This is a genomic window from Bacillus yapensis, assembly GCF_005280205.1.
Lineage (GTDB): Bacteria > Bacillota > Bacilli > Bacillales > Cytobacillaceae > Robertmurraya > Robertmurraya yapensis.
Genome location: NZ_SUND01000025.1, coordinates 1 through 21,934 on the forward strand (window position 1 = coordinate 1; position 21,934 = coordinate 21,934).

Consider the following 21,934-nt stretch of genomic DNA (forward strand, 5'->3'; position numbering starts at 1 on the left):
ATTGAGTACATATTGTTCGCCTGCTCTTATTTCGTCACTCTTCCTTCCGCTCTGGATACCAACTATTTAGCAGTAGGTACCGACTTTTTAGCACGGGGAAGTGGAAAGTAACAGCTATATATAATAGAAATAAGAATAAAGAAGTAAGAGGATATTCCATTGAAAACCCTTGTTCATTCAAATAAACTGCAATAATTAAAAGTCTGGATTAGTGTTAATACTTATTTCCTCAACTTCTTCTTTAATAAGATTTAATTTCCTATGTAAAATTTCTAGGTGATCATGGACTTTTTGATAGTATTCATCTGTAATTTCTTCAAAGTCAGAATATACAAGGACCTCGTTTTTTACCTCTTGAATTAACTTTTCTATAACATTGAAATTAGTATAGAGTGCATTTTCCTCATTTATAGTTTCAAAGAGCAATTCTCCATATAATTCCTCTATTTTCAGCATATTTTCTTGACACTTTTCGCTTGTTTTTCTGATCATCCTCTTAATTTTATTTGTTGCTCTATCCCATTGTTTAAATTTCTTTTTATTCACCCTTCGAAAACTCTCTATAAAATTAAGAAACTCGCTTTTTTCTTTTTCAGTTAAATCAAGGTGGTCGTCTAACCAACCAATAACATCAGCAAAGAATTTAGTAATGTCATGAATAAACACATTTCGAACTTTCTTTGTTAATTTTTTAGAAGGAATATATTTATTTATTTCGTCATTTAACAGAGTATGAAGATCTTTTCTCAAGTTCAAATAGGATTTTTCAATTTTAAGATATTTGTCGGTATATTCAAATCCATTAATTCTTATAAATGATCTCTTACCATCACCAATTCTTCCTGTCATTCCTTGAACAAATATAATATAGGAGAGTAAATCATCTTTCTCCCAAGATGTTGGTTTGTATATTTCTGCTAAGTCTTTTAAACTTCTATATTGTTCTTTTCTTCTATGAAACAAATTTTGAATTTTAGCTGCCTCATTATTAATATAAATGCTTATTATAAAAAGAAATAGTGCATAGAATAGACTTATAATAAAAGCAATTTCTTCACTGTCATTTTTATAGAAATATAAAGCAATACAACAAACTGTAATAATGAAGACAAATGAGTAAGTAAGTTTTTTATATAATAATTCACGTATCTTGAATATTTTAAATTTCACATTCTCCCCATTCTTTCTTAGATATTCTTTTTAAAACATTATTTTACATTGGAAGAATAAATAGATTTGAAGAAACTGATTAAATAAACACAACTGACTTCCCGCCGCTCTTCTCGATTCCTTTCCCGTTGAGATACCAACTAATTAGTAGTAGGTACCGACATTTTATCGTGGAAACCAAGAAAGTGGCATGAGATTAAGTGATATAAGAGTAAATGCTTCCCAAAAACAACAAACATTTTACTGACTGTTAATATACTTTATATTTAATCAACTATATTTCGACATGAAATCACGGAACTTATGATATCCTGTCTTTTCGCCTTCCGGTAATGGATCCTTTAAATCAATTGCATCAAGAAGTTTGTAACCATCACTCTCTGTATTAATCTCCTCATTAGGAATTACTTCCTCCACACCAAGTAACCAATCCAATAATTTCACAACCTCGTATGACATATTTTCTTTTTCGAAGTTATCAAATAACCCTGGATAATCTTTCTTTAACTTCTTAAACACAGTTTTAACATGATTGTTTAGTCCTTCCTTATAGTGCACTGATTGATTACGGCCCTCCCAGACTAAGTCAATTACATCAAGACCTTGAGTACCTACTAACTCAATATGACCAGAACCATATTTTAATTCAATTTTGTTTTTTAAGGTTTCTCTTTTCCCGTCCGTAACACCATGAACTTCCTTGAGCCCATCATACGCAATGATGATTAATTGCCCGCATTTTTCTACTTTCTCGCCAAAGTGTTTATTATTTTTGATTTGAGAGTCCTTTATTTGACCTTTATATACTTGGGCTTGATCTAAATGTGCCTGCTCGCTAAAAGAATTTAATTTTGCGTGTTTCTCTCGCATCTCCTCATATAATTTTGTGGCACCACTATTAACTTCAATTGCATTTTGCTCAATTTCAAAAATTGCATCTAAAAGTTCTGTAACCCTGTTATCTACTCTTTCTAAGTATTCACTCATACTAATCCCCATGAAGAAGCCCTCCAAATTTGTGAATTACAAACTACTATAAAACCTGTTTTGATAAATTATTCAATTACCTAATAAATAATTTTACTAATTCAAGAGATGTTATCTTACGTATTGGTTCATAACGGTACTTTTCTTGTTCCAACCGTGGTCTTGGGTGCGGTACATAATACAGTGGTTTAGTTGCAAATTTTTTATCCTTCGATTTCAACACATCGTAGCAATATAGTTTACTAGATAGGTTTGTAAATGTATTTACCAAATCAGGATTGCTCTTCTGTTGTTCAAGCATACCTAGTTGTCCCTTTATTCCCCAACCAAGAAAAACTACCTTAGCTTCTGTTATTGCTTGTGGAACAAAGGCCCAATTTATTGCCTCATAGGAAAATTGTACACTTTTTAACTTATTACTCGAACCGTCAATAATACTTGAAATGTTTACAACATATAGTGCATGACAGCCTTGTACTTTTGCAACATCTATTAACTGATCAACAGTTTTATCCGTTTGATTATGTGCCGCACTACTTGGGTTCATCATAATTGCGGTAAGGACATCTCCTCCTCGTGCCCATCGTTTTTCTAAAAAATAGCGACGTTTGCCATTATTATTAAATACAGATTTACCTGAGATATTACCATATGTACCTGTTAATAAAGACAGTTGATTATCTTTTGCTAAATTTTCCAACCACAATTTCAGACACCCCCTCCATAGCATCGGGAAGTTAGTTTGTTTTTTTATACTCCTCATATAAAGGTTTTAATATTTTCGTTAACATTGCTTCAACTATCTTCCTATCAAAAGCGTCTTCTATCTCAATCCATTTTACAATCAACGGCCTTTGATACTGTTTGAAGAAGGAAAATTGTTTATAATTTCTCCCCTTTGGATTTTCCTTCCATGATTCATTATAATGATCCTTGAATCTATCTCCCAAATTACTAGATTCACCTACATACAAACATGTTTCACCATCAAAATAAACATAAACTCCACTGGTGGATTTACCTTGATTTCTTATTTTAACTGTATGATTATTCCTGACTTTAGGCTTCATTTCGATTTGGTGTTCTGCTTCAAATTGATTCCAATTATCAATAGGAAACAATCCTAAACTTTTCAAAAACTCCATATACATATCAGATGGAATCATATTTTCACTTTCCTTATTTAATTTCATTATGAATCCTTAATAAGCCTATTCCTGACTTACTGCAGCTTGTTCCATAGCTAATTTGATTTCTCTCGATACTAAAACTTCTTCTGAATCTTTACCTTCATCTATTTCCAATGGAAGTTCACCCATCATCATATTAAAATGAGACTCATGTTTAGAATTTATAAAAATCCTTCTAAATACTTCAAAATAGATTGTATTTTGTTCTTGGTTACTATCTATATATAAATCATCGTTCACATGATGCGACCCATCGTTAGCCCAAGAAAGTAAAGAATTACAAACCACCTTATCTTCATCAGGGAACCCTTCAACAATTTCATTTACATCAACGTTCCCAAAGAACTTAAAGTAATTTTCTAATATCCTTCTCATAATGTTTGGCGTTGTTATTGAATTAGGACTTTCTCGTAATTCTTTCCAAAGTAGTTCATATGAATTCTTAATAGGATTCTCTTCATACCCGCTAATGTGAGATATATTACCCGTCTTCCTGATGATCCAAAATGTTTCGTCAGGCTGCTTTTTATTGCTCATACCTTTATTGAAAGATATTTCCTTATGGAAATAAACATTGTGGGTCAATATTATCAATTGTTTAAAGTTTGAATCTTTACTCCTTACCTTTTTCTTTAAATTATTTATCAGGTTGCTTACCATAAATAGTATATTGCTATCTAGGCTAGAAATTGGATCATCAATCGCAACTACCCTTGCTGTATAGACTTTGTCCTGATCATTACTTCCATTAATTAGCTGATAGAAATAAAGGAAGGTAATAAAGGTCTTCTCTCCTTCACTTAACGTTTCGTTTGCACCTTCACCATTTTCCCTTACAATCTTGTAATTACCCTGTTCATCAGATTCTGCTAACTGGAAATTTGTGAACCCAAATGATTTAAGAATCGTATTAATTTCGTGAATAGAAGGTAAAACACTTGTTAACTGGTTTTGAAGCTCAATGGCCTCTTCTTCCAGTTTCTTTTTAAATCCTATTTGTTGTACCTTGCCCTGCTCCATTCCAACTAAAGCTCCATTCTCTCTTCGAAAATCACTCATGTAGTTGTCATAATTACTCTTATTCTCTTCAACGATAAATCGCCATATATCTTTTATTAACCTTTCCTTTTCTTCTTTGATATTGTCAATTACCCTATTTAACTCTGAAATTTGCACATTCGCCTGTTCAACCTCTGATTTTATTTGCTCAAGGTAGCTTGTTATTGAATTTAACTCAATACTTCTACTTGGTTCAATGCTTTTTCTTTCGAGCAACTGAATATTTTCCTTAAAAGTTGAATTCATTATTTCAAATAGGGAAGCAATTTTCTCTTTATTAACGAAAGGGGTGTCTTCGTTAACAAGAAATTTATACCTTTCAAAAAGGTTTAGAGTATCACTTTTATATTTTTCTATTGAAGAATTAAGGTTATGTATTTGTTCGCTGTATGTTTCATCAAAATATTCATCCAATTTCTCCTTAAAACTTACAGGAAGTTCTTGTTGGCAAAAAGGACAAATGCCATCTGTATCCTCCATATGTATGTGCCCTTGTTGTACCCAATCACTTATATTTAATTTAGAAATTAATTGTGCAACATCAATATCTTTTTTGCCTATTATTTTTATTTTAAATATTGATTGATGCTCCAAGGAACTATCATAGTCAATAATTGGGATTACTCCAACTTTTTCTTGAGGGCCATTAAATACGGATTCCACTCTGTCTTTTAATTCTCCGATTGGAAACAGTTGACTATTGTTACTTACGGCCTCATCCATACACCTTTCCATAAATTTCTCTCTATTATTACGAAGACCTGTAAATGCCTCTTTAAAACTTTCATCATATTTTTGTTTTAAATTCCAACACTGACTTATAAAACTTGTTTTTAAGATTTCTAACTGCTCTTTTTTGTGCTTTATGTTATTTTCTAAATTTCCAATCCGGTCCTGATGTTTCTCTGCATCTTTCAATTTTCCGTCAATTAAGGCTAATATTTCAGTAGATTCTTTTCCGAGAGTAAAGATACCTTTAATATCGTTGTGGATACTGAAATTCTCTTCAACAAAATTTCTATTATAAACAAACAGATCAAAATTAGGGCTGCCTTGCTTCCATTCTATATTACAAGAAGAGAACTTTTGATTATCACTATTTCGTAGCAATTCAGAAATAGTAGTTTTCCCCGTACCATTGCTTCCGTAAATGTAGTTGATCTTACTCAAATTAACTTCAATTCCCGCTGAATCATAGGATGCTACTTCCTTAACCCTAATCTTTTCTATCAAACTACTCCCTCCCAACTGTTCCTACTCTCAATATAATTTGCCTATTGTCAATTTCTATTTTACAGGAAAAGTTTAACAAGTCTAACAAAACACCAAATATTCCAACAGTTACTTCCATATTTCGACACTTTGTTGTAAACAAAAAAGCATCCCAATTATGAGATACTCCTTAATATTATTACTTAATGATATTACTTATGGTCCATTTCCGAATGCTTTCTGTCTGTTCGGGTAAAACAAAGTTTACATATTCAAGTAAAGAGAAGGTTCCTAAGCTCCGTGAAAACTGTAATACCAGGTCCGGATTATCTTGAATCCTTAAATTTTTTAGGAAAGCCACACCGTTTATATTTTCTATTTGATGAAGTACATTTGTTGTATGAACTTGTGTTGATAAGATATTGTAAAGAGTTAAATATTCAGGTAAATGCCCACACCTTGCTGCAAGCTCTCTAATGTTTCTAGGGCCTTTAAAAAGGCTATACCATTTTGGGTAGTTTATGTTTTTCCTTTTTAAAAGATAATCCCATTCTAATTTTATATTTTTAAACTCTTCCCGTTGTAAGCTATTAGAGATTCTAAGTCTTTCTTTTTCAAGTTTTTCTAAATCCCCATCTCTATTCTCAATTCCCATAAATCTTCTTATATGTCTTCCGTCCTCTTTTTTAGACAACAAAGTATTTACTAAATAAAGTTGATCCTGAAGATAAGAGTAATGATATGCTCGTGCACGTTGCTTTTGGTTTCCTTTAGGATCGACTATAAATTTAAAATACAGATGATTCTCAAATAGATCCCTGCAAATTGATTCTGCTGCTTTTTCTGACTGATTTTCAATTAATATAAAAACAGCATCCAATTTTTCAATTATCTTTCGAAAAAGAAGCATGGCAAACACAATATAATCCGGTACTACTTCGTATTTTTTTGTTAGTTCTTTAATGGTTAAATCAAATACTTCCTCTTGTTTCCTTATAATTAATCCAATCTTGTCTAAATCCTTATCAATATTCCCCAGATTCGTCACTCCAAACTTTATTATCACTTACTTCCTTCTTTATCACTAGATTTTTAATAATAGTCATTTTCCCTCCGCTGGTTAAATTCCTTTTCATATTGAATTTCAAAAGCTGTGCTGAATTCGGATAATAAATTTGACCTGTTACTTAATTCATCCGATACCCATGGTTGTAATAAGTATGGAAAGAGTGCATTGTTTAAATCGCTTACCATGTACTGGGAGGTTGCTTTCCCAATCATATAGTTTTGTTCAAGTTCTAAAACAGATCCGTCATGTAATGGTAAAGGCAAGGTACGATTATCTTCTTGATATAGTGCATATATAATGGCTTTCTGATAGTTATTTAGTTTTTTTAGTCTTTTTTCTGCATTAGCATAAAAGTTCCTTTTTGCTTTTGCATTAGAGAGAGATTTAGCAGTTTGGTATATCAAGTTGACGATTAGAATACATACTGAAACAATGAAAACTATTCCAATGATAAATCCATATTTATCTCTAAAATCCAACATGAACATTTGATCTAATAAAGAAGTTGGAGAGAACAGAAGTATGCCACTTGCTAAGGATAGTGCAGCCATAATCGTGGTTGGTAAGGTAAGAATCTCACTAATATTAAAATCTATTTTCATAAAATCCCTCCAAACATTATACTTTTCTTATATTATACTACACCTATTGTTACACTTCTCTCCTTCCTTCTTTTTGATAAATAGTCTTTTCCCGTACCAGATAAAATAAATTATAAAAGAATGAACAATCTCCTTAAAACATCACGAACTGGAATCAGATTACTACGATATACAGTGAGGACAACAACTGTATGGGATATTATTGAAGCATTATTGGACCAGTAATTATTGAATCAAAAAAAGACCGAACTCATATTGAATTCAGCCCGAATTTGTATTGATTTTTGATAATATTGAATCCATTACGGTTTTCTTGATGATTAAAAAATGTTCATTTCTAATTATTCCATACTGCTATCCATTTCTTCTTTATTTGCTTCTTCATCTGCAACCTTATTATGTATCCACAAAAACTGCCTAGCAAGCTCCTCGTTTCTTGGTACATCCAAAAATTCAGGATAGCGTTCATCTATTACCAAATCATTATAGAATTCATTTATAGCCTCCACTATAACAGTTGGTTCTAAAACTTTTCGGATAGCATCATAATTGTCTCTGCGAAAACTTGATTTTCTTGAACCAAATTCTCCAAATGCAGTCGGGGTATAAGAATTAAGTAACTCGAACACAAAATCCTTTTCTCTACGTATTATTCGTGTGATTGTATTCGTTGCCTCTTTGGGCTCCCCATACTCATTCCATATTGATATTACATAAGGAAAGTTCTCTATTTTTCCAATTTCGATATTGTCAATGTTACTCAACTCAAAAGATATTCTTTTAGCCAGGATGCCTGCCAAATTTGAGTATTCTTCGTCAGAGAAACCTTGAGGATTTGGATGTTCCTCTGTATCTCTTCTGAACCAAGAAAAGCACTCCGTAGCAAAAAATAAGGTGTCTGCATTAAAAATTACATCTTTGGCTAACTCGAACTGTTCATCTTTACTATTCAGATTCTCTATACAGTCACCAGTAAATATTGCTCCTTGTCCCAAAGTATTCATTGACCTGAAAAGTTGAACAGGATTAGGTAGATTACTTCCTATCTTTGCTATAGAAATTGCTAAATTTTTTGACTGTAATAAAGTGAAGTTTTTACTTAGCCTTCTTAACTTTGAAATAAAAGTTTCCGCATTCTTATCTGACAAAATTTCATTTATTTTACATACAATATCTTCTGGAGAATTATGTTCACTGAATTTTAATAATTCATTAATTGCTAAATCAGAAACATCTTTAGTAGTTATCGCATAAGTGAAATACCTTTGAAAATACTGCGGAGAACATATTCGTTGTTTTTCACCCCATTTTAATTCCGAATTCCCCCCATAATGAACATTTCTAAAGGCATTATTGAGCTTAGGAAAAAGAAAGCATAACAAATCTATAATTTGTTCCATTTCCTCTTTTGTAAATTTATTTAACGCTGATTCAACTCTCTCTTTTCTTCTGACTTTCTCCTTTTGGTCATAATCATAGCCATACCCACTTGTACCATCTTTTAAAAATAAATCCCTATTGTCTCTGATTAGAGCATAAACTTCTGGCAATAGAACCCTAATTCCTTCAATTAACATTAAATCAACAACATTCGCTTCATCTTTTAATATAGGCAAAGAAAACAACAAGATATTTGAATACAACTTAGCTTGTCTAGGTGTATTCAAGTGTGCTTCTAATCCTTTAGAGAAATTGCTTACAAATTGCCTAACATCTTCCTCAGTTAATTCAATATTAGAGAAGTTCAATACTTGGTCAATTTCATTAAAGCAAAAGTTTCTTAAATCTTCGCTTTCTATTGATGGAAGTTCTAAGGGAACCTGAATTATTTTTTCTAAAAATGAATTTCCCGTCCCTATAGCAATATCACCGTATCGTTCTTGTAATGCTGACGATACTACATGTTTATCAAATGCCAATACATAGGCTGTATATTTAAAATCTGCTGTTAACTTAACTAATCTAAACACAGCATGTATTTCATTTTTTTCGAGTCTATCAATATCATCTATAAGTATTACTACTCTTTTTTTCTCCTCTTCTAAAAGGTTTTCAATTCGTTCTCTTAATTCTTCAATATCTGCACCTGAAAAGAACGATTTTACTCCATCTGCAACCTCCTCTTTACCAAGAACAGAGGCTAGTGGTTTACCGTATTTCTCAATAAGGTTGCCTATTCTTTCCTTTCTATTTTCTATAGACCTATCAATCGCTGTAGCTAAGTCGTTGAAGAAATTAATGAGCATCTGGTCTTCGTCACCAAATCTCCATGGATTAAACTTTAAACAAACGACATGTTCCTCTTTTAGAAGTTCCCCTTCTATAAAGTTTAATACAGAGGTTTTCCCGTCACCCCAAGCACCATATATTCCTATTACAATACTACTCGGATCATTTCTTTTAGCTATTACATTGGCTACTCTCTGTGAAAATGGAAAACGATTAAATCGGTCAAGAGCAGCATCATATATTGGAGCATCCGATGAATAGTTATGCGGTTTCATTTACAAAATCCTCCCTTCATTTCACAGTATATATCCATGCCCGAAACTTTTTTTGCTAATCTTTTTGCTTTATAATATCAAATAACCATAATCCCTTATCTAAAATATTATCATCTTTCTTATCTAACGGGTCTAATAAATCTGCCTTTTCCCGAGCCCATTTCACCCAATCATTTAAAATTTGTTTTTCTTCCTCAGTACCAACCTTAGCAAACTTTGATTCTACTGCATCCAACAGTCTTCTAATCCTTTCAGCCTTTTCCCAATTCTGTGCATATTGGTCTAATAATTCTAGCTGCTTTAATTCCATTTCCTTCCGTTCAGCTATTTGCTCTCGAATTAGTTGCTCTTCTAACCATCGCTGTTTTTCAGTTTCACGTTCTTTCCTTTTTACTTTTTCAACATGTATAGCATCCATTATCCATAAAACAATTTCACCAATCTGATCTTCAATTACTTTTGCTTCCGTATCACGCCAGTTTTTACGCCTAGCATGATAAGAATCAATACCAAAATGTAATTTACCAGTCTTTATGTAATCATAAGAAGGTATTGACCAAAGACTGTTTTTTATTTCTTTATCCGTTGGTATATGGTCAATTCTTTTTTGTATTTCTTTTATAAAGATAGGAACACGATCTCCACCAAAAGAGATACTCAATTCCTTATCAACAACTCTTCTACTGTACCCATAGGATTTTGGTGCACCATTTTCAATCGTATAACCTAGATGTTCCAAAGCAACAAAAAGTGTATTGTAAAATCTATAAACACGGTTTTTTAGTTCGTCTGAAATTTTACTCAGATTAATAACATTGCTTACTTTAGTTTGAGTTGTTCCTTTTTTAGAACTATAATACTGTTTTGTCCCTTCTATCAAATCATGAGGATTTGTTAGTCTATCAGGAACTTTTAATGCCAAAGAATAGTGAGTTACTCTTTGATGTTCTTCGTTTGATAAAAACGAAAGTATCTCAGACATCTTAGCTCCAAAACTTTTATCAATAGATTGAACAGGCACTTCTATTTTATCGGGACCATTATGTTCTGGTAGAGGAGGTATGCTAATTTTTTTACCTAACTTCACTTTTGTCCAATGCCCAGATTTTGGCAATGGAATATTCATTTTTATACAATGTTTACGTAAAGCAACATCAGAGACACCATAACGAGTGGCAAGAGTAGTCATAGGTTCTTCCCAAACTTCTTTATATAACTTTTCCCTTTCATAGATTCTCGTTTCCATAAAAGACCTCCCTTATAAAGTTTTAAAAGTTAATAACCGATAATGTAGGCAAAAAAAATGCTTCTTTATATTCCATTCTAAATAAGAGATAATCAAAATTGAAATATATAGAATTTAGAATTTTGCATATTTTTTCAAATGCTGTAAAAAAAGCTGTAAAGGAAGGTTGAAATGAAAAACATAAGGGTAAAACTAATTCAAATTGATTGGGACGGACCCTATAGATTAGATGAACTAAATCATTTAACTGATGAATCCTACGATTATGGTATCTATCAAATTTATGGAAAACATATAGTCTATGGAAAAGATGTTTTGTTATATATCGGAAAGGCAGACCAGCAAACGATTGGGAAAAGGGTATCGCAAGAAAATTGGTGGAATACAAACGACTCCAACCATCTAAAAATATATGCAGGCAGAATAGCAGGTGAAAGTACGCCAGAGGAAGCCACATGGTCAAAGGAGATTGATCTCGCTGAGAAACTTTTAATTAATGTACATAAACCTGCCTACAACTCCAAAAGTCTCACGTCCATACCGGAAGCTGAATTGCAGAATATTCATATTTTGAATTGGGGAGACCATCGAGACCTTCTACCAGAAATTTCAGGTTTGCGGTGGACAAGTAAATTAGACAATGTTGAATACAATATTTATAAGTATAATGCCTTTGTGGAATAGTAATCTCAAAATTACAAGCTAGAATTAAGAGAGAAAGCTAGATTAATTAATATATTTATAGGAAGTTGCCAAAAAAGCACATAAAAATAGGATTCTCAATCAAATATGTAGAGAATCCTAAAAACATTGCACTACAAATATGATTGTATAATATCTCTTACTTCGTCATAAAATTCTGCTTTAATGGCAGCTTTCTTTAAAACCTTCCATTCTTTAACAGCTTCTTCCTTTTCTTTCATTTCAAGGATTACAAACTCCACTCTTCTTAAACGGAAATCCCGTTCCGACTCCGATACTTGTTCAATAAACCCCTTTGTTTTTGACAATTTATCCAAATGGTTTTCCAATAGGGCTCTCTTTCCGATAAGGTCTCCAAGTGTCTTTATTGTAATTCTTATGGGCTTTCCGTTTCCATTATTTATATCCTCAACCACCTTACGGACCTTCTTTAATACTTCTTGATCTCTTTCCAACCAATTAACACGGTTATTTATAGTTTCAACCTTTTGCTTTTCTGGCGAATTTACGTTCAGCCAATTTCTATCGTTCCTATATAAGAAAGCATACACCGCTGGTCGTTTCTCTCTCAATTGGGTTTTCGAAAGGTTAGGATATTCCTTTTGCAACTGCACCCATTCACTTCGACGTTTATTTACCATATCATTATCTTTATGAACTTCCTTCTTTGAATCACTTTCGCCATTAATGATTTTCTCATATTTAATTACGGTATTGGTATCCACAGCTAACCGCCGGGCAATCTCCCGATAACTCAATCCATCACTCAACAAAGATTGTAGCTCTTTCTTCCAAAGGGAACCGAAATCCATAATTCGAGTATATTTGTAACGATCTTCTTTATGTTGATCTCTCCCCTTCCTTGTATAAGAAAAACCACAAGTAGGACATGTAAACCGCCCAATTGGCTTCTTCGTTTTCTCACATCTTCTAATCGTAACATCTTTAATAACACTTTCCTTATAGTCTGGACATAAGGCATTTAAGCAAGGCCAATTCGGATGACCAAATGGATTATTTTCAAATGAAGTTGCTCTGAAAACCGAATCCACATTTAAGCTAAGAAAATTGAGCATAAGTAGGTGGTAATACGGATGGAACGATTTTCTGTGTTTTCGGAAAAAATTGGCTAACCATTGTGTATTTCCAATGTCTATGTAAAGGCTTATCAATAATTCCTTAGAGTAAAAAATATTAAATGCTACATGCAGTTCCTTCTGTCTCACTTGTCCCTTAAAACTAGCAAATCCTTTTTCTATTAGATGATGATGATAGAATTCCGTGAAATGGGAAAAAGACTGATTTTCGAACCGTCCATTCAATAAAAGTTCTGCCTGATGAATGATTTCCTTTAATTGTTGTAGAAAATCTTCGTTTGCCCTCCTCCCTTTTGTTAAATCACAGTTACTCGTGGTTGGCAAAATATAGGCATGTTTATTTGAATGGGTAATTGGTACTGTACTATTCTCTAACCATAGTTCATGTTTCAGACAAATAAGATTACCAGGTAACTGATGAATTCGGTGCCAATACATTTCTCCATACGTAGCAACATCTTCTTCAGCACAGGCTGAGCAATACTTTAAATACCTGTTTTGAGGAATAGAACTTGCCATTATACCCGATTGCATATAAATCTTTTTTCCGTCATCACTTATCATAGACTCATAAATTGATTGAGCCTTTTCTGTTGGCAAGAACACTGTATAAAAAGGATACATTGTATGTTTCTCTATTAATATCTGTTCATTCAATGTCGTGTTTTTTGGTAAATGCTGAACAAGAGAACCAATTCCCGATGGCAAAAATACCGAGGCACTTATTGTCCTCTTTCCAAATAAGTCTTCTAATGTGTGTTTCCAAAAGACATTACCTGCTCTAATGTGATAACGACAAATAACACTATATAAAAGTTCATCTGGATATGGTGTTGGGAATTGTATAATCATGAAACATCACGCTCAGGGTAATCCTGCTTAATTACTCCAGCATCTAGTAATGCTTGATAAACAGTTATTTGTTGTTCTTTCCCTTTTTTTATAATGGTTCTCAGGTCGTTACTTATTATTTTATCCGTACTTTTTTCATTATTGTTTAATAGAAGAAAAGCATCTTTTACGACTTGTGATACATCTCTTTTTTGATTGTTCTCAGAAATAACTTTTTGTACTGCCTTAACAGCAGCATCATTTTTAAAACCTATCATCCCTAAACGGAAAACAGCATCATCAATTAATTGTACTTCCTCATTTTTCCGTTTTGCTCCTTCTTGGAGTGAGTTCATTACCTGTTTTTGATCAACAATAATCCGTTCTTGTTCAATATAGTCCTCAATATTAGGTAGCATTAGGTCGTCATATTTTGCTAGTTTGCCATAATCTGCCCTTTTTAAAGTATTTAACATCGGCTGAACCATCTTTAATTCTTCCTGAGCCACTTGTTTTATTAACGTACAAGTAATCTTTTCCTTACCACTACTAATCGCACGTAGCTGCACCATCATATAGAGCTTAATTGCGATGTCGGCGATTCCTTGGGACTCATAATATAGGATTGAAGATATTTCCTCTGTAATAAGAACTTCCTCTTTTGTCCACTGGTATTTCCACATACCACTAACAAATAAGTCCCAAATAGCATCATTTTCAAAGCGATCCCACATGATGTTCCCCATATTAGTGCTTCTTCTTGCTTGTCTAAACTGTGATTGCAAAACATCCATTGCCTTCGGGGTTCCGACCATAATAAGAGGGATATTTATCGTATTGATTAACGCTGTAAAAAAATTTAGTATCTGTGATGACCTAGAATTCTTTATACCTTTCAAATGTTGTAACTCGTCCAAAAACAGCATTCCAAGGTTTATACTTTTAGCGATCTGAGCCATGATAGGCATTAGTTGACTTGTTGACAAATGACTGTTCACATATCTATTAAAATAGTTTGAGCCCAGAAGTAGATCTACCTGATACATAAAATCGTAAATAATGGTTTTTACGGAACCATCAAAAGGGGTCTCGATTTTTAAATAGGTTACTTGATAGTGGTTTAAGGCCTTCCCTTTATATGTAACATGGGAAATCACCTGCGGAATAGTTTGCAAGATTCGCTGTAATGTTCGTGTTTTTCCTACACCAGAGACCCCCAAAATACTCAATGTTTGTCCTGTCTGGATAATTGACTTATCAAATGATTTATTCTGTATATTGTTCCAGTTATCCACGAAACTCTGTGCATAAGTAGAGCTTACAGGATTTCGGTAAGTGTAACCTGTTCTAATTAACCTTGAAATTGATGACTCAATTCTTAGATGGATCGGTATGGCTTGAAAATATTGTAACAATCTTGAGATCAGATGAACTCTCTGATGGTCATTCAAATATCTTTCTTCCTTATTATAAGGAGGATACATGCTTAAACGATCAATGACTTCCTCCTGAGAATAAATTGGAGGCAATGCCTCTATAAGAGGATTGCCTTGATACTCCAATATTTCCTGTTCCCTATACTCTGCAACTTGAGCTTTGGTTCCATTAACTAATTCAATTATCTTCATCACGAAGCACCTCCTTTTGTTTTTTACGGAAAATGTCTAGCACTTTTACCGATTCAGTATCATGATTTACTTTGTTCAATTGCCTTCCAATGTTTTTTTGATCTATTACGGCTTGTTGTTCCCTTTTCAATACTTCTCTCTCCTTTTCTCGATTTTCCCTAATATTCTTTATATCTTTAGGAACCTCACCATTAAGAGATTGGTCTTGAGTTTTCTCCTTCGCCTGTTTAACAATTGATTCAATTTCCTGAGCTAACTGGATGGCTCCATTCATTTGGGCTTCTTCATATTCTGCTTTTTGTTGCCTAAGGTTCTCCTTTAAACTAACAAGCTCTTCCTCCTTTACATTTCGATACATTTCGTATTGCTCGATTAAAGAACAGACTTCATAATTTTGCCTATCTATCCGAATGTAAATAGTTGCTACACTTTGAGGATCATAATATATCTCCATTTTCCAATTTCCCTGAATTCTAGCATTAGAAAACCACCGCTCTTTTACAGCTTTAGAGCATGTGTAATAAAGATTGCCAAAGTGAATGCCCTTGGGGGTTACTGTTGCTTGGGATTTTGGATAAATGTTACTTCGAATTGCATCTAATGACATTGTCCTTAGCTGTCCGTTTCCTTTTTGTAACCCCCATTTGAAAATCTCAATTGGAATAGGGCGAACCTTTTCTTCTATCATATTTTGTGTTAAAGGATAGTCCGAAAGAAAGTTATGATTATTGTAAAAGAGAATGCAGCGAACCAAAATCTGAGTATATTCATTGAGGTTAAGAACTGCCTTTTTTCTGTAATCTCGGCCACCTCGTTTCATATAATCTTTCTGGATGGCTCCTGGAAGGAACGGGTTTATATGTTGCTGGACGATATGAAAGTATTTTTCGCAGACCGATTTTAGCTCAGGTCTGTATGAACCTGTGTTCTGCATCTTAACATTTAGATTTTCTACTATTTGAGTTAATTCATTTGAGATCAATTCACTTCCCCGATCTGCCAAAAGAGTATGAGGAATATAATGTATCGGCCATTCTCCATTTTCAATCTCCATATCAAGGGTTCTTTTGCAAAAGTCTTTTTTATTTTCAAACGTATTAGCGAGTGCAACCCTCAAAGAATGTCCCGACATATTTTCAATTCCAACACCTAAGCCGACTATGGCTCGGGAAAAAATATCAACACAAAGATATACAACACTTCGGCCAATAACAATGTTTCTATCTAGTGAGGAAACTAAATATATATCACCAATTGTTGCATCAATGGCATATGTACCTATCCCCATAGAATCTTCTGTGGCTGAACCAGTTATAGCTCGATAGTTCTGTAAAAATTCTCTTCGTCCCTCTCTTTTATGAATCGCATCTTCCGGCTTGTACCACTTGCGATACCAATAGTAAAATTGGTCATACGAAATAATAGGCTTTTCTACATCCAATACTTTATAGCCCGATTTTTCATCCTCTTTGGAGAAATACTCCTTTACCATTTGTTGATAAGCATATTTTAATGATGGCTTTGAACGAATAAAGTAGTATTTTTCTAGGCTTATTCTAATGATTTTCTTCCATTCATCAGTAATTGCTGCTCTCTGAATAGTGGAGGAAAAGGCAAATGGTCTACCTGCCTTTTTGGTGTATTGACGTTCCTTCCCCTGTTGTTTCCCGCAATTATTAAAGTCAGGTAAGAGTGCATTCTTTACCATTCCTCTTGCCCAATACCGTTTTAAATATTGTCGAACTGTCTTTGTACTCAGAGAAAAACTCTTACTAACCATATTGATTAATTCTGATCTACGTTTCGGGATTAAAATATCAGGAATAATATATATTTGGTTTATTACCTTCCATGCTTTATCACGCTTCTCAATTTCTATCTTGGATAAGTCCTCATCGTTCACACTGATAGCCCAAGGGTCAGTTGCAATCTTCGTAACGTCCCCTTTATTTAAAGAGGTTTCAATATTGTGTACTTCCTCACTGTAAGGAAATGATGGTTCACGGACATTTACCAGAAAACAAAGTTGATGCTCCATATCGACCCAGACTACCCTTTGAATGAATTCCGGATTATCAGTGTTTTGTAATAAATCATTAATTACCAACTGCATACCCTACATCACCACCATTTTCACCAGTAAATTCAACATGATAATTTTCAATTTTATTAGTCATATAGATTTTCTTGCTCAAATCCATACTCACTTCTTTCTTGGCAATCAAATGTTTAAACAAGATTAGTCCCAAACCTTTATCTAAACTGTATTCCTTTTCCAATCTGGAGAAGATGCCTTGAAATGTATCGGATTTATTCGTCAAATACTGAACCATATCCCTTTTCAAGTGGGGCAAGTTCAATGTAAGGGATGGGTAATCTTGAATGTCATAGGAGTTCAATGCCCACCCAATATTTCGTGCCAATTGTTTATTGATCTCTTTTTCTGTTACAATTCCAAAATCAATCCCTTTCTTTTCAAAATACCTTCTTTGGAGTTCCAATCTTTGCAAGGTAGCATTTTTCTCTAGCTCTTGCGATTGCTTAATTATTCTTGCTTGATAATAATGCTCACCATTTTCCCGCTTCCTTGTTACCAAAAAAGAAACCGTAAAGATATGCGGTACTTGTGTCTTCGAATCAAATAATTTCTTTGTAAGCTCCTCATCTACTTGAACATTCATGTCGTGGAAATCTAGTAAAGGGTACTGCTCCCTTATGTCAGTAACATTGTCGTCAAACTCCAATAAATAGAAGTAATATAACTGCAAATCACTTAACATATGATGCACCCTTTGAGTGGTATGACCAAATATGCGAGTGGATCGCCCTTTTGAAGCTATATCCTGTACGAGTAGCCAAGGCTTGTAGTCTTTTCCTATTCCTTGCCCACGTTTTTCTTTTAGAAATCTATTAATGGTTGTTTCATTCCATTCTCTAATCATCTGATATTCCCCTATTCTCTCTTTCTTGTAGAATAATGTGTTTATTTGCTATGGCTGAATCAACAGTCATTTTGAATTCACAACGAAAAAGATTAGAGAACTCATCCCAACTATTAAATGGGGAGTAATCTATATTCTGTAAATCATGGGTACTGCATAATTCATCTTTTATTAGAGTTAATTGTCTACGGATCAAATAACGTAAGAACTGTAGTCCAGTTACATTTTGAAATTCATCCAAAAAATCACTAAAGGAATAACCTGTAAGTGTTTCTACATGTACATTGCAAATCTCGTCATGATAATGCTGTTCAATGTATTGAATGACGGCATTAACTTTGTCCATTTTATTGTTAGCCCCCTTTAAATAGGAAAAGGCATTTGTCGTTTGACTTTTGGCAATTCGGATTGTTTTTTTTATCCGAAATAATAAAGTCAGCAACAAATGCCTCTACTTTTCTATATTTTTTATAAGTTAACCTGTAAATACAGTTCATCCAGATCTTCTTGTAATATACCAAGATACCTTTTAGTTTCCGCAACGGATCTATGATTTAGGGCTATACATATGTAGTCAAGTGATATTCCTTTTTTGAATGCAAAAAAGCCCCAGGTTTTCCTCATGCCGTGTGTCCCAAATCTTTCTTTTATCCCAACCATATCACAGGCTTCATTCAACATCGACGCAGCATACTGCCTTGTAATAGGTTGATTAGTACCTTTTCTACTTGTAAACAGAAAATCATCCTGTTTCTTTTCAGGAAAGTCTTTCATAAATTCTTTAATACTTTTTGCCAAATTTGGTGTAATTGGAAACCGCTTATATTTACCAGTCTTCTTTTCGTTCACTTCTATAAATTCTTTTGGCTTCTTACCATCCCATACTTGATTCACTTGCAACTTCAGGATGTCAGAAATTCTTAGAGCTGATGAAATGCCAACCATAAAAAGTAAAAAATCTCTTTTATTTTTCCCACGAAGGTATCCTTTAACTGCTTCAAGCTGTTTTTGATCCCGAATCGGTTGAACAACTTTCAATAATGTTCACCTCCTATGTGAATCTTACATATTTATTGTAAATCTCTATTTGAGTAAGATTCAACAGCCTAGAGGCAAAATACAAAAATAAAAATGCTGATTTAATAGTATTTCTTTGTTTACTCTTCAGGGTTGTGTAAGATTCAGATATATTTCATTGTTAATGAATTATTATTTCATTCAATTGGAATTATTTGTTCTTTACTGCTACGATTAATTAGTCGTTAAATAATAGAATTGTTAATCAGAAGTATTTATTACCTTTATTTGTATTTAGTGATAAAGAGGGAAACCTAGTGGTAGACAAAAATTTTAATAAATTACTAGAAGAATTCGACAGTATTTTAAACAGTATTAATACCGAGCTTTCAGAAAAGGTTATTAGTGAATTTAAAAAATCAAATAATCAAATAAGATTCTGCTTAGATGATGGTCTTGATGAAATCCAAGAAAAAATTAATAAAGTCCCAAGTGGGTCTGGACTTTATCTGTTTGAGGTCAATTTACAAACCTTTTACAAACATGAAATTGACCTTTATGATGATTGGGGTCATAATGGAAAAAGTATTAATCAAAATAAAAGAGATCATTTCTTTGAATCTATAAATAGGTTGTGGAATGAGGCTATAGAGAGGGATGGCTCTAGCTATCCAAAGATTATCAAAAAAAGGTTTTTACACCATTTTTGTTTAAGACCCCTTAGAAATAATTTCGAGAGGGAAGAATGGATTCCTTTTTATTTAGGAATCAATAAAAACATACAAGGACGTGTTTACCAACATGTAAAATGTGATTCAAGTACATTCAGTATGAAGTTATCACATTTATCTGAAACTGTATTTAGTGAATATCCTATTAGAGTATCAACCTTTGTAATACCTAATATTGAATCGAAAAGAAGATACATGCTCGTTAAAGAGATTGAGAGTATTGTACGAGAAAGATTACACCCCCTTGTTGGCAAACAATAATACACGAAAGGATAGGGAGCATAATCTCTCCTTATCCTTTCAAAAGTTAACTCGCTTTCTCACCGCTAATGTTTGCCATTTTCGTTGAAAGCACATTCCGTATAGAAATCCTCAACTCAACAATCTCTTTTAGTTCCTTCTCTGAAATAATTCCTTTGATTAAGGATGTTTCCAACAAACTATCAAGGCCATCCAATGCCTTCATAGAATCATTGAAGAAACGGAATTTTTTCGAAATATACAGTTGATGTGCCTCGGCAATGTTAGCAACGCTGGATGTCGCTCGTTTCCTCATTTTCCTCACAAGATTCTTTTCCTTCCAGAATTCTGGCTTTCTTGTAATCTCGTAAATCTTTTCAACCAACAGCAGAGCATTATTATAGGCCCCAAAGTTTTTAACATTTGGAGTAAAGGGATTTGGTAAATCCATTCCTTTGCCCTCTTTCTCTTTTATATTGGACAAGTTTTTTGTTAGAATACGTACCACTTGAGTTGTTAAGTTATCTAACTCATCGAATTGAACTTGGGTTATATATTTCTGTCCCAATGACATTTGGAGCCATGCAGAGGTTTCTTTTGCTGATCCTATTGCAATGCTGTATTGGTTAAATCTCTCACCTACATAAACTTGCTCACCCATTTCAATGCTGTCTTTAATTGAACGGGCACTTCTTTCTATCTGGTTTACAATGTGATCAACTTCGTATGAAGGAAAGTTCTGACACAGTTCAATTACCTTTTTTTCTAGCTCCCTAGCCTTCTTATAACCAATAAATCGCTTTACATCTCTTACTTCAAGGTGTTGTTGTTTTTTGGTTTGCTTTTCTTTTTGTACGGGTGCAAAATCTAATGAAGATTGGCTTGGTGGTTTTGCAGCAGTTTCAATTGAGGATTGTAGATAGGGGTTAACTTCAAGATTATCATAAATCTGGTAGGATCTGAACTTGTTGAGATAGTGTTCAATGAGGATTTCCTCGGCTTCACATATTTCTTTTAAATCTTTTAGAATCCAGACAAATCCCTTCTCAGCCAAATCTTTTAGGCTGCTTTCAATATCAAAGATACTATAATTCGATAATTCCCGAACTTTCTGATACTCTTGCTGTATTTGTCTAACTTTTTCATTCAATTTTAATCATCTCCTTTTAAATTTGATAACGAATTAGGAACACACAAAATCGACAAGGTGGAAAAGTTATCCAACACAATTTATCCTTCCGTTGACCAACCTTTTTTTGATAGGTTCCAAAAATCCGGGGAATTTTTTGAGGATTAGCCGGCAGTTTTTAAATCGACTGAAATGTTGTTTATAATTGCATCAATTTCATCGTCATCTAAGTATTGATCCTTTGCAACCATACGATGGAGACGGGAGTGGGTTTCTTGACAAACTTGGCAATAGCGAGATTCCCTAATGGTATAGAATTTTACCAGTTCACCTTCATCAGTCAAAAATACTTCCATGCAAAGATCAACATCACCATCTATGGTTAAATCATAAAATTCACCGGAATAAAACACCATTTTTCCGCACAACAGACCTTTTCCTTGTCTTTGAAAAAAAGTTCCTTCATCGTAACACTCATCACCTTCTCCATAAGCATCCTCGTAAATTGGAGGAAATAAGAGGGATTTTTTTGCCTCCTTTACAGTCTCTGCTAATTTCATTGATAATTGGTTATTCAT

General features: G+C 33.4%; 19 protein-coding genes. 2 read left to right on the top strand and 17 right to left on the bottom strand.

The annotated features are described in order from the left end of the window. Positions 1 to 195 precede the first annotated feature (195 nt). The 9 genes from FAR12_RS21590 to FAR12_RS21630 all read right to left on the bottom strand — a co-directional run bounded on the left by FAR12_RS21590 (position 196) and on the right by FAR12_RS21630 (position 11,039). Complete coding sequence (locus FAR12_RS21590) at positions 196 to 1,170, bottom strand: hypothetical protein (protein WP_126410831.1); 975 nt, start codon at positions 1,168 to 1,170, stop codon at positions 196 to 198. A 270-nt stretch (positions 1,171 to 1,440) separates the two neighbouring features. Further along, complete coding sequence (locus FAR12_RS21595) at positions 1,441 to 2,169, bottom strand: hypothetical protein (protein WP_126410832.1); 729 nt, start codon at positions 2,167 to 2,169, stop codon at positions 1,441 to 1,443. Between the two features lie 64 nt (positions 2,170 to 2,233). Next, on the bottom strand, positions 2,234 to 2,863 hold the full coding sequence (locus tag FAR12_RS21600) for a DUF1643 domain-containing protein (protein WP_170972291.1): 630 nt from the start codon (positions 2,861 to 2,863) through the stop codon (positions 2,234 to 2,236). Between the two features lie 31 nt (positions 2,864 to 2,894). Further along, positions 2,895 to 3,350, bottom strand: a complete 456-nt coding sequence (locus FAR12_RS21605; RefSeq protein WP_126410834.1) for a GIY-YIG nuclease family protein — start codon at positions 3,348 to 3,350, stop codon at positions 2,895 to 2,897. An 18-nt stretch (positions 3,351 to 3,368) separates the two neighbouring features. After that, a complete protein-coding gene (locus FAR12_RS21610) occupies positions 3,369 to 5,639 on the bottom strand; it encodes an ATP-binding protein (protein WP_126410835.1) in 2,271 nt (756 codons plus the stop codon). A gap of 178 nt (positions 5,640 to 5,817) precedes the next feature. Further along, a complete protein-coding gene (locus FAR12_RS21615) occupies positions 5,818 to 6,684 on the bottom strand; it encodes a DUF5677 domain-containing protein (RefSeq protein ID WP_126410836.1) in 867 nt (288 codons plus the stop codon). Positions 6,685 to 6,710: 26 nt separating this feature from the next. Continuing rightward, positions 6,711 to 7,289: a superinfection exclusion B family protein gene (locus FAR12_RS21620; protein WP_126410837.1), complete on the bottom strand. Its 579-nt coding sequence runs from the start codon at positions 7,287 to 7,289 to the stop codon at positions 6,711 to 6,713. Between the two features lie 341 nt (positions 7,290 to 7,630). Beyond that, a complete protein-coding gene (locus FAR12_RS21625) occupies positions 7,631 to 9,793 on the bottom strand; it encodes a KAP family P-loop NTPase fold protein (protein ID WP_126410838.1) in 2,163 nt (720 codons plus the stop codon). A 55-nt stretch (positions 9,794 to 9,848) separates the two neighbouring features. Then, a complete protein-coding gene (locus FAR12_RS21630; RefSeq protein ID WP_126410839.1) occupies positions 9,849 to 11,039 on the bottom strand; it encodes a hypothetical protein in 1,191 nt (396 codons plus the stop codon). Positions 11,040 to 11,210: 171 nt separating this feature from the next. Here FAR12_RS21630 and FAR12_RS21635 point away from each other — a divergent pair, with 171 nt between their 5' ends. After that, positions 11,211 to 11,723 carry a GIY-YIG nuclease family protein gene (locus FAR12_RS21635; protein ID WP_126410840.1) on the top strand — a complete coding sequence of 171 codons (513 nt, stop codon included), beginning with the start codon at positions 11,211 to 11,213 and terminating at the stop codon, positions 11,721 to 11,723. A gap of 131 nt (positions 11,724 to 11,854) precedes the next feature. Here FAR12_RS21635 and FAR12_RS21640 read toward each other — a convergent pair whose 3' ends face one another. The 6 genes from FAR12_RS21640 to FAR12_RS21665 all read right to left on the bottom strand — a co-directional run bounded on the left by FAR12_RS21640 (position 11,855) and on the right by FAR12_RS21665 (position 19,277). Further along, positions 11,855 to 13,690 (bottom strand): TnsD family Tn7-like transposition protein, encoded by a 1,836-nt coding sequence (locus FAR12_RS21640; RefSeq protein ID WP_126410841.1) that lies wholly within the window; start codon positions 13,688 to 13,690, stop codon positions 11,855 to 11,857. Further along, positions 13,687 to 15,297 (bottom strand): AAA family ATPase, encoded by a 1,611-nt coding sequence (locus tag FAR12_RS21645; RefSeq protein ID WP_126410842.1) that lies wholly within the window; start codon positions 15,295 to 15,297, stop codon positions 13,687 to 13,689. The genes FAR12_RS21640 and FAR12_RS21645 overlap by 4 nt, the downstream gene beginning before the upstream one ends. Next, the gene (locus FAR12_RS21650; protein ID WP_126410843.1) at positions 15,284 to 17,410 is read right to left on the bottom strand and encodes a Mu transposase C-terminal domain-containing protein; all 2,127 of its coding nucleotides are present in this window, start codon (positions 17,408 to 17,410) and stop codon (positions 15,284 to 15,286) included. Before FAR12_RS21650 ends, FAR12_RS21645 begins: the two co-directional genes overlap by 14 nt. Beyond that, entirely contained in the window at positions 17,394 to 18,239 is an 846-nt protein-coding gene (locus FAR12_RS21655; RefSeq protein ID WP_126410844.1) for a TnsA endonuclease C-terminal domain-containing protein, read from the bottom strand. The genes FAR12_RS21650 and FAR12_RS21655 overlap by 17 nt, the downstream gene beginning before the upstream one ends. Then, positions 18,232 to 18,585 carry an AraC family transcriptional regulator gene (locus FAR12_RS21660; protein WP_126410845.1) on the bottom strand — a complete coding sequence of 118 codons (354 nt, stop codon included), beginning with the start codon at positions 18,583 to 18,585 and terminating at the stop codon, positions 18,232 to 18,234. The genes FAR12_RS21655 and FAR12_RS21660 overlap by 8 nt, the downstream gene beginning before the upstream one ends. A 122-nt stretch (positions 18,586 to 18,707) precedes the next feature. After that, positions 18,708 to 19,277, bottom strand: a complete 570-nt coding sequence (locus FAR12_RS21665; RefSeq protein WP_126410846.1) for a tyrosine-type recombinase/integrase — start codon at positions 19,275 to 19,277, stop codon at positions 18,708 to 18,710. Positions 19,278 to 19,573: 296 nt separating this feature from the next. On the opposite strand from FAR12_RS21665, the gene FAR12_RS21670 reads away from it, so the two are divergent. Beyond that, positions 19,574 to 20,248 (top strand): hypothetical protein, encoded by a 675-nt coding sequence (locus tag FAR12_RS21670; RefSeq protein ID WP_126410847.1) that lies wholly within the window; start codon positions 19,574 to 19,576, stop codon positions 20,246 to 20,248. Positions 20,249 to 20,294: 46 nt separating this feature from the next. Here FAR12_RS21670 and FAR12_RS21675 read toward each other — a convergent pair whose 3' ends face one another. Continuing rightward, a complete protein-coding gene (locus FAR12_RS21675) occupies positions 20,295 to 21,377 on the bottom strand; it encodes a four helix bundle protein (RefSeq protein ID WP_126410848.1) in 1,083 nt (360 codons plus the stop codon). A gap of 143 nt (positions 21,378 to 21,520) precedes the next feature. Continuing rightward, positions 21,521 to 21,934, bottom strand: coding sequence for a hypothetical protein (locus FAR12_RS21680; protein ID WP_126410849.1), 414 nt, complete (start codon positions 21,932 to 21,934; stop codon positions 21,521 to 21,523).